7 protein-coding genes and 1 other annotated feature (1 of these 8 cut by a window edge) are annotated in these 8,438 nt (G+C 43.5%); of the genes, 6 read left to right on the forward strand and 1 reads right to left on the reverse strand.

Going from position 1 to position 8,438, the window contains the following annotated elements; translation table 11 throughout:
* Window positions 1-143 (reverse strand) — a binding site (T-box leader) (it extends 78 nt beyond the left edge of the window).
* A 141-nt stretch (window positions 144-284) separates the two neighbouring features.
* Window positions 285-3,203, forward strand: a complete 2,919-nt coding sequence (locus ACH0QE_RS19075; protein WP_415802063.1) for a transglycosylase domain-containing protein — start codon at window positions 285-287, stop codon at window positions 3,201-3,203.
* Between the two features lie 176 nt (window positions 3,204-3,379).
* The gene (locus ACH0QE_RS19080) at window positions 3,380-3,586 is read left to right on the forward strand and encodes a hypothetical protein (RefSeq protein ID WP_415802064.1); all 207 of its coding nucleotides are present in this window, start codon (window positions 3,380-3,382) and stop codon (window positions 3,584-3,586) included.
* Window positions 3,587-3,671: 85 nt separating this feature from the next.
* Here ACH0QE_RS19080 and acsA read toward each other — a convergent pair whose 3' ends face one another.
* Window positions 3,672-5,390 carry an acetate--CoA ligase gene (gene acsA, locus ACH0QE_RS19085; protein ID WP_415802065.1) on the reverse strand — a complete coding sequence of 573 codons (1,719 nt, stop codon included), beginning with the start codon at window positions 5,388-5,390 and terminating at the stop codon, window positions 3,672-3,674.
* A 285-nt stretch (window positions 5,391-5,675) separates the two neighbouring features.
* Between acsA and ACH0QE_RS19090 the strand changes: the two genes are divergently transcribed.
* The 4 genes from ACH0QE_RS19090 to ACH0QE_RS19105 are packed head-to-tail and all read left to right on the forward strand — an operon-like array spanning window position 5,676 to window position 8,413.
* Window positions 5,676-6,308, forward strand: a complete 633-nt coding sequence (locus ACH0QE_RS19090; RefSeq protein WP_415802066.1) for a GNAT family N-acetyltransferase — start codon at window positions 5,676-5,678, stop codon at window positions 6,306-6,308.
* A 40-nt stretch (window positions 6,309-6,348) separates the two neighbouring features.
* A complete protein-coding gene (locus ACH0QE_RS19095; RefSeq protein WP_415802067.1) occupies window positions 6,349-6,996 on the forward strand; it encodes an acetoin utilization AcuB family protein in 648 nt (215 codons plus the stop codon).
* A complete protein-coding gene (locus ACH0QE_RS19100) occupies window positions 6,993-8,165 on the forward strand; it encodes an acetoin utilization protein AcuC (protein ID WP_415802069.1) in 1,173 nt (390 codons plus the stop codon). Before ACH0QE_RS19095 ends, ACH0QE_RS19100 begins: the two co-directional genes overlap by 4 nt.
* 47 nt (window positions 8,166-8,212) lie before the next feature.
* Window positions 8,213-8,413 (forward strand): hypothetical protein, encoded by a 201-nt coding sequence (locus ACH0QE_RS19105; RefSeq protein WP_415802070.1) that lies wholly within the window; start codon window positions 8,213-8,215, stop codon window positions 8,411-8,413.
* Window positions 8,414-8,438 lie beyond the last annotated feature (25 nt).

The following is an 8,438-nucleotide window of genomic DNA, read 5'->3' on the forward strand; positions in this document are numbered from 1 at the left end:
TAAACCGTCCGCGGCTACTGATGAATATGTTCACTGCGGCGCTCGGGGAGGTAATTCATCCTTCTGTTTGTACCGGCTCACAGCAGCCGCCGGCTTTCTGGAACATTGACAGAAACACTACTAATTCCCTTCAAAGCTTTTACTATAAAGTTAATAAAGCATTTTTACCATAAAGCAATACTTGTTGTCAAATTCGACATAAATTTTCAGAAAAATTCACTTTAACATCTATTCGACAGCCTGTTTATGCTATAATGTATGTGATTTTAGGGGGAATGATATGAATGCATGAAGGAAAACAGGCTTGGAAAGAGAAGCTTAAATCCTTTGGTGCTTTTTTTACGAATAAAAAGACCGTAAAAGGAGCCAGGATTACTTATTCAGTTGTCTGGAACATGCTGTTGTTATTGATCATTGTACTTGTCCTCGGTGCCGGATTTGCCGGAGGAGCAGGTGCAGGGTATTTTGCATCCCTTGTCAAAGATGAACAAATCCGACCTTATGAAAATATGAGGAAAGACATTTACAACTATGAAGAAACTTCGGATTTATATTTTGATAACGATGTTTATCTTGGCAAGCTCCGGACGGATTTATACCGTGAGGAAGTAAAGCTTGACGATATGTCGAAGCATTTGGTAAATGCAGTAGTCGCAACAGAAGATGAGTACTTTTACGAGCATGATGGCGTCGTACCAAAAGCAATCATGCGTGCACTATTCCAGGAGGTCACAAACTCAGCGACATCCTCCGGGGGAAGTACACTGACACAGCAGCTTATCAAAAACCAAATACTGACGAATGAAATCTCCTTCGAGCGTAAAGCGAAAGAAATCCTGCTCGCCCTTCGTCTCGAGAAATTTTTTGATAAAAAGGAAATCCTTGAAGCTTACTTGAATGTCGCTACGTTCGGACGAAACGCGAACGGCAGCAACATTGCCGGTGTCCAGGCCGCAGCTAAAGGAATCTTCGGAAAAGACGCTAAGGATTTGACCCTACCACAGGCTGCCTTTATCGCCGGACTTCCGCAGAGCCCGTTCGGTTATACACCTTTCAGCAGTGATCACGGCAAGCTAAAGGACCCGGCAGGACTTGAACCAGGCCTGTCCAGGTACAAGACAGTTGTTACGAGAATGCATGGAGCTGGATTTATTTCTGATCAAGAGTTTAAGGAAGCGATCAACTATGATATCACTAAAGACTTTGTAAAAGAAGTTCCTAGTGATAATACGGTTGAGCAATATCCATTCTTGACGTTTGAAATCGAGGCACGTTCCGTTGAAATTCTGGCTAATATACTCGCAGAAAGAGATGGATATGAACTCGAAGATTTGAAGAAAGATGAGAAATTACTGGCAGAATATCATGCACTTGCAGACCGTGACATCCGCCAGAATGGTTATAAGATTTATACGACCATCAATAAAGAGATTTATGAAAAGATGCAGGAAACTGCAAAGAATTACCCTTACTATGGAAGCGAAAAACCTCAGGAAGTCCCTGATCCGGATGATCCGAACAAAACAGTCGTGGTAAAGGAGCCAGTTGAAATCGGTGCTACTCTTATTGAGAACAAAACAGGTAAGATCATCAGTTTTGTCGGCGGCCGAAGCTTTAAGCGTGAGCAGACCAACCATGCAACAAATGCTCCGAGACAGAACGGTTCCACGATGAAGCCACTTTTGGTTTATGCACCAGCGATGGAGCTCGGGAAACTGCATCCTGGGTCTGTACTGCCTGACGTCGAAGTATTCTTGTATGGCAAAGGTAAGCCTTGGCCAAATAACTATGATATGAGATACAGCGGATTGACCTCAGCAAGGCATGCGCTGACCAAATCTTACAATGTACCAGCAGTTCTAGCTTACAAGAGCATTATTGGACAGAGGCCAGCAAACTTCCTTGATAAAATGGGATTCTCAAATCTTAAAAAAGATGATTATGAAAACCTTTCAACTGCTATCGGTTCTTTGAGCGGCGGTGTCACTGTCGAAGAAAACACGAACGCATTTGGTACATTCGCTAATGGCGGGAAGTTCATTGATGCTTATATGATTGAGAAAATAGTCGACAAAAATGGTGAAGTCGTATTCCAGCATAAATCTGAGCCAGTTGATGTTTTCAGTCCGCAGACTTCTTACTTAACGATTGATATGATGCGTGATGTTATCAACCGCGGAACGGCAACTGCTGTAAAAGGCAGGCTGAAGTTCGGTTCGGATTGGGCCGGCAAGACAGGTACCGGGCATGAGTACATCGATTCTTGGTTCGTCGCTACCAATCCAAATGTCTCTTTCGGTGTCTGGCTTGGGTATGACACACCAAAACCATTGGAAAGAAAATATAACGGACTTACCTATGGAGTCAGAACACAATACATCTGGGCAGATCTAATGAATGACGCTTACTCCGTTGCTCCTCAGCTAGTAGATCCGGAAGAGCGATTCAAAATGCCTGGTGGAATTGTTAAAAGATCATATTGTGCTGTATCTGGTTTGCTTCCTTCAAGTGCTTGCTCTAAAGCTGGACTTGTTGAATCAGATTACTTTATTGCAAAGTATGCTCCATCAAAGGTTGATGACAGCCTTGTCGAGAACAAATTCGTAACCGTTGGTGACAAGCGCTATATCGCTCTTGATTCAACACCAGCTGAATTCACTGACACTGGAGTAATCCTGAATCCGGAATACATGGAAAGCATTATTGGCCATAAAATCAGAAATCCTCAGCAGCTTATCCCTAAAAAGGATGCATGGAACAAAATTCTCGTTGCGGATGATAAGCTTAGTGAGAATGGCAAGACTCCTGGAGCATTGGGAATCAAGCTTTCCGGCAAGACCATCACTTGGGGCAAGCACCCAGAAAATGATATTGTCGGATACAGAATCTATAACAACAAGAAGAAAGTCGGCAGCATCAAAGCAGGAGAAACCCTGAGCTTCAATGCAGGTGACGGATCATTCTATGTTACGGCAGTCGATATTGCCGGAAAAGAATCCGCTCCATCCAATATCATTGAAATCGGGCAGAAGCCAGAGCCTAAGGATCCTCCGGCAGACCCTAAACCGAAAGACCCGCCGCCAACTGATCCTAAACCGAAGGATCCTCCTAAACCACCGCCGCCACCACCTCCTGGAGACGGTGATGGAGATGGTGAAGGAGAAGGTGATGGAAACGGGAACGGCGATGGGAATGGTAATTAGTTTGGAGACAAAAACGATAAAAAAGTAAATAGCACGCTTTTAACAGTCAAATTCGAAATGAATTGGACTGTTTTTTTTATTGGTAAAAGCATATTTATCGAGTCCCCCCTCTTATAAATTGGAAATTAATGTTAAAATTATGAAGTACAATTATCAACTAATAATGAGGTGATGAATTGGGATTTTATTATTTTATCATTCTTTTTACCGGGATTTTTCTTGTTTTAAGAGCTGGTTTATACGCATTTAAAAATAACTCTTTGTTTAAAAGCAGGGTTATAGTACCTGGTCTGATGGGCATTTTGTTTATTGGGTTATCATTATACTTATTCACACCTGGCAGCTCTGATACAATTGCTGAACTGTTGAGAATGAATGAATAGAATTGTGTATCTAAAATTCGCGCTTGAATTTCCAGGCGCAAAAAGAGCGTGAAACTCAGTTTCACGCTCTTTTTCATGTATTCTATTAGTCTTCCATTGTAGACAAATCGCCAGTTGGGAGGTCAAGTTCCCAAGCCTTCAATACACGGCGCATGATTTTACCGCTTCGTGTCTTCGGCAGCTTATCGCGGAATTCAATTTCGCGTGGAGCAGCATGTGCTGCAAGGCCTCTTTTAACGAATTGGCGGATCTCTTCGATTAGTTCGTCGGACTGCTCATAACCGTCACGCAATGCGATGAATGCCTTGATGATTTCGCCGCGGACTGGGTCTGGCTTGCCAATGACACCAGCTTCAGCAACTGCAGGGTGTTCAACCAGCTTGCTTTCAACTTCAAATGGTCCGACACGCTCACCGGAAGTCATGATGACATCATCAATCCGTCCCTGGAACCAGAAGTAGCCATCTTCATCCATATACGCTGAGTCACCGGAAACGTACCAGTCACCAGGCATGAAGTAAGACTCATACTTCTGAGGGTTGTTCCAGATAGTATGCATCATTGATGGCCAGCCCTTTTGGATTGCTAAATTGCCCATTCTGTATGGTGGCAATTCGTTGCCCTGGTCATCAACAATCGCAGCCTTCACCCCTGGAATTGGTTTACCCATTGATCCAGGTTTGATTTCCATGCTTGGATAGTTACAGATTAATTGTGCACCCGTCTCTGTCATCCACCAGGTATCATGGATGCGCAGATTGAACACTTTCATTCCCCATCTGACTACCTCTGGGTTCAGTGGCTCACCGACACTAAGGATATGTCGCAGACAGCTAAGGTCGAACTTCTTCACTACCTCATCGCCCGCTCCCATCAGCATTCTGAAGGCTGTAGGGGCACTGTACCAAACAGTCACTCCGTATTCTTCAATCATCTTATACCATGTCTCTGGATTGAAACGTCCGCCAATGATGACATTAGACGTTCCTGCAAGCCATGGGCCGAAAATTCCGTATGAAGTTCCTGTTACCCAGCCAGGATCCGCTGTGCACCAGTATACATCTTCTTCTTTAAGGTCAAGTACCCATTTGGCTGTCTGATAATGCTGGACCATCGCATTATGAACATGGAGAACGCCTTTAGGTTTTCCAGTTGAACCCGAAGTGTAATGTAAAATCAAGCCATCTGTACGGTCAACCCATTCAATAGCAAGCTTCTTGCTAGCCTCTGCTAGTTTTTGCTTGAAATCAACATACTTGTCGTTTTCCTCGATATTGTCGCCTACAAGAAGAATATGCTTCAAATCAGGAAGCTCATCGACAGGAACACGCTCAAGAAGCTCAGGTGTCGTCACCAATACCTTTGCCCCACTGTCCTCCAGTCTGTCACGGACAGCACCTTCCATGAATGCTTCAAATAATGGACCTACAATCGCGCCTAGCTTGACCGCCCCGAGAACAGCAAAATACAGTTCTGGAGAACGAGGCATGAAGATAAACACACGGTCCCCTTTTTCAACATCAGCATAAGTTTTAAAGACATTCCCAGCTTTATTTGAAAGCTCCTTCATCTCTTTAAAAGTATATTTTTCCTTGCGCACCCCATCCTGATAATAAAGCGCAATTTTATTTTTCCTGAATCCTTCTGCATGGCGATCAATTGCTTCATATGCCATATTGACCCTGCCCGTTTCAGACCAGGAAAACTCTTTCTCCGCTTCGCTCCAATCAAATTGGCCATGAAGCTCTTGATAATTTTTTAAGTTATGATCCCCTTGTGTAACTGGTAGCGCTTCCACCTTCATGTATCCATCCCCCTTGGCTTTATATTTAAAATCCATTATAGTATAAAAATTCGATTTTCTCAATTTTTAAAATATTAGTAGAATATAATTTGTGATTCAAAATCTTCTGTAGGTAAGTAAGGATTACAAGTACACACCGTTTTACGGCCAGCATAACGATAATTTTGTAGATTTTCTTTACGAAAAAATTCATATTTAAATACAGAAAATTTTGTGAAAGCGCTTTTATCTGTTAGATTTTATGTATAATAGAATTAGTTTGAATTGTTGACGGGTGGTGACTGAATGGAACATAAAAAGACTTATAACGCAAAAGAATTGAAAACTCCTCATGGCCGTTTGATCATTGAAGGCCCGATATCTCCTGAAAAACTTGCAAGCTATGAATTCCATGAAGACTTAGTGGCGTTTCGTCCCCCTGCCCAGCAGCACAAGGCATTGGTTGAGATTGCCGGTCTGCCCGAGGGACGTATCATCGTAGCGCGCTCAGGCCATATGATTGTGGGATATGTTACTTACCTTTACCCAGACCCGCTTGAAAGATGGTCAGAAGGAAAAATGGAAGATTTAATAGAACTTGGTGCAATCGAGGTCATTCCTGAATTCCGCGGCAGCCGAGTCGGCAAGAATTTACTGATTGTTTCCATGATGGATGACGCGATGGAAGATTATATTATTATCACGACTGAATACTACTGGCATTGGGACCTAAAAGGTACCGGCTTGAATGTTTGGGAATACCGCAAAGTCATGGAAAAAATGATGAATGCTGGCGGCCTAACCTGGTACGCGACAGATGATCCGGAAATCAGCTCCCATCCAGCAAACTGCCTGATGGCGCGAATCGGCAAGAGAATTGCGCCGGAATCAATCCAGCAGTTTGACCAACTGCGTTTTATGAACCGTTTTATGTATTGATGACATTATAGATACCTCATCATTCAAGGAGGAAGGAACCATGATCGTCGAGGAAATTATGAAAAAGGATGTCACGACACTTTTTCCTGAAAATACAATTGCGGATGCAATCAAGCTAATGGCGGATAAGAAGATTCGCCATATCCCAATAGTGAATAAGGACAAAAGTGTGATCGGACTGATATCCGACAGGGACATCAAGGATGCCGCCCCTTCTGTGTTCCATTGGGATGAGCATAAGGGTGAACTCGAGAATCCAGTTAAATCGATTATGACGACTAATGTGATCACTGGGCACCCTCTAGATTTTGTCGAAGAAATTTCGGCCATTTTTTATGAACATAATATCAGCTGCCTGCCAATCACCAAAGATAAAAAGCTGGTAGGTATCGTCACTGAGACAGATCTTCTGCATACACTCGTTGAGCTTACTGGTGCACATCAGCCAGGCTCACAAATCGAAGTTAAGGTGCCAAATAAAGCAGGAATGCTTTGTGAAATCGCATCTGTTATAAGTATGAGGAAAGCCAATATCCAGAGCGTACTTGTATACCCTGACCAAAAGGATGAACGTTATAAAATCCTCGTCGTAAGAATCCAGACGATGAATCCAATCGCTGTGATCGAGGACTTGAAAAAGGCCGGACATCATGTACTCTGGCCGAACCTTCCAGGAGTTTCATCATGAGCGATCGCTCTGTATTCGTCTTTTCCGAAGAGCTGCTGAACTACCGCTTCAGCAGCCACCATCCTTTTAACCAGATGCGGTTGAAACTTACGCTGGATTTGCTGCGTAAAATTGGCGCAATTGATGAGGAACATATTGTTGCGCCTCGGATGGCAACGGATGAGGAACTTCACCTCGTTCATGACCCCAATTTTGTAAACGCTGTTAAGCTTGCTGGCCAGGGAAAGCTTAAGGGTGAATCCGCGGAAGGATATGGACTGGGGACGGAAGACACACCGATTTTTGCTAATATGCATGAAGCGAGCGCTTTGCTTGTTGGGGGCACCCTGACAGCAGTGGATTATGTCATGACCGGTAAAGCCAACCATGCACTTCATTTGGGCGGCGGCCTGCATCACGGCTTCAGGGGAAAAGCGTCGGGCTTCTGTATTTATAATGACAGTTCCGTAGCGATCAAATACCTGCAGGAAAAATACAATGCCCGGGTACTATATGTCGATACCGATGCCCACCATGGAGATGGCGTACAATGGTCATTTTACGATGATCCTAATGTATGCACTCTATCGATTCATGAAACAGGACGTTATCTTTTCCCGGGTACAGGAAATGTTAACGAACGCGGCCAGGGCAAGGGCTATGGATATTCTTTCAATATCCCTGTCGACGCCTTCACAGAGGATGAATCATGGTTAGATGCTTATAGGAGTGCCCTGATGGAAGTTGCCGAATTCTTTAAACCAGACGTGATTCTTACGCAAAATGGAGCAGATGCTCATTATCTTGATCCATTGACCCATTTATCGTCTACGATAAAAATTTATCGGGAAATCCCAAAGCTGGCCCATGAAGTCGCCCATAAATATTGCGGCGGCAAATGGATTGCTGTTGGCGGCGGTGGTTACGATATTTGGCGCGTTGTACCAAGAGCATGGTCATTGATCTGGCTTGAAATGATTGAAAACTCAAACTGTTATGGCAGCTTGCCGCAGGAGTGGATAGAAGAGTGGAAGGATCAAGCACCCGTAGAATTGCCACAGGAGTGGGACGATCCTGAAGATTTGTATCCGCCCATCCCGCGCAAACCGGAAATTACCGAAAAGAATGCCCAGACAGTGGAGAAAGCCTTGTATCCAATCCGCTCAAATAAAAAATCTGAAACTGTGTAAGTTTGAAACCGGGAGCATTTGACCCGGTTTTTTGTGTGGTTTTTAATATGCGAGAGAGGTTGATTAGGATACCGGAAAAGGGATTCCGGAGTGTTATTTACAAGTTGGTCGAATTAATTGTGGAGTTGGTCGAATTAATTGAAAAAGTGGTCGAATTAATTCAAAATGTGGTCGAATTAATTCAAAATGTGGTCGAATTAATTGAAGATGTGGTCGAATTAATTGAAAACCTTGCTAGATTCAAATGAATTCATGGTTATTTTAAATAAAAAA

The sequence above is a fragment of the Mesobacillus sp. genome, from assembly GCF_047739415.1.
GTDB lineage: Bacteria > Bacillota > Bacilli > Bacillales > Cytobacillaceae > Mesobacillus.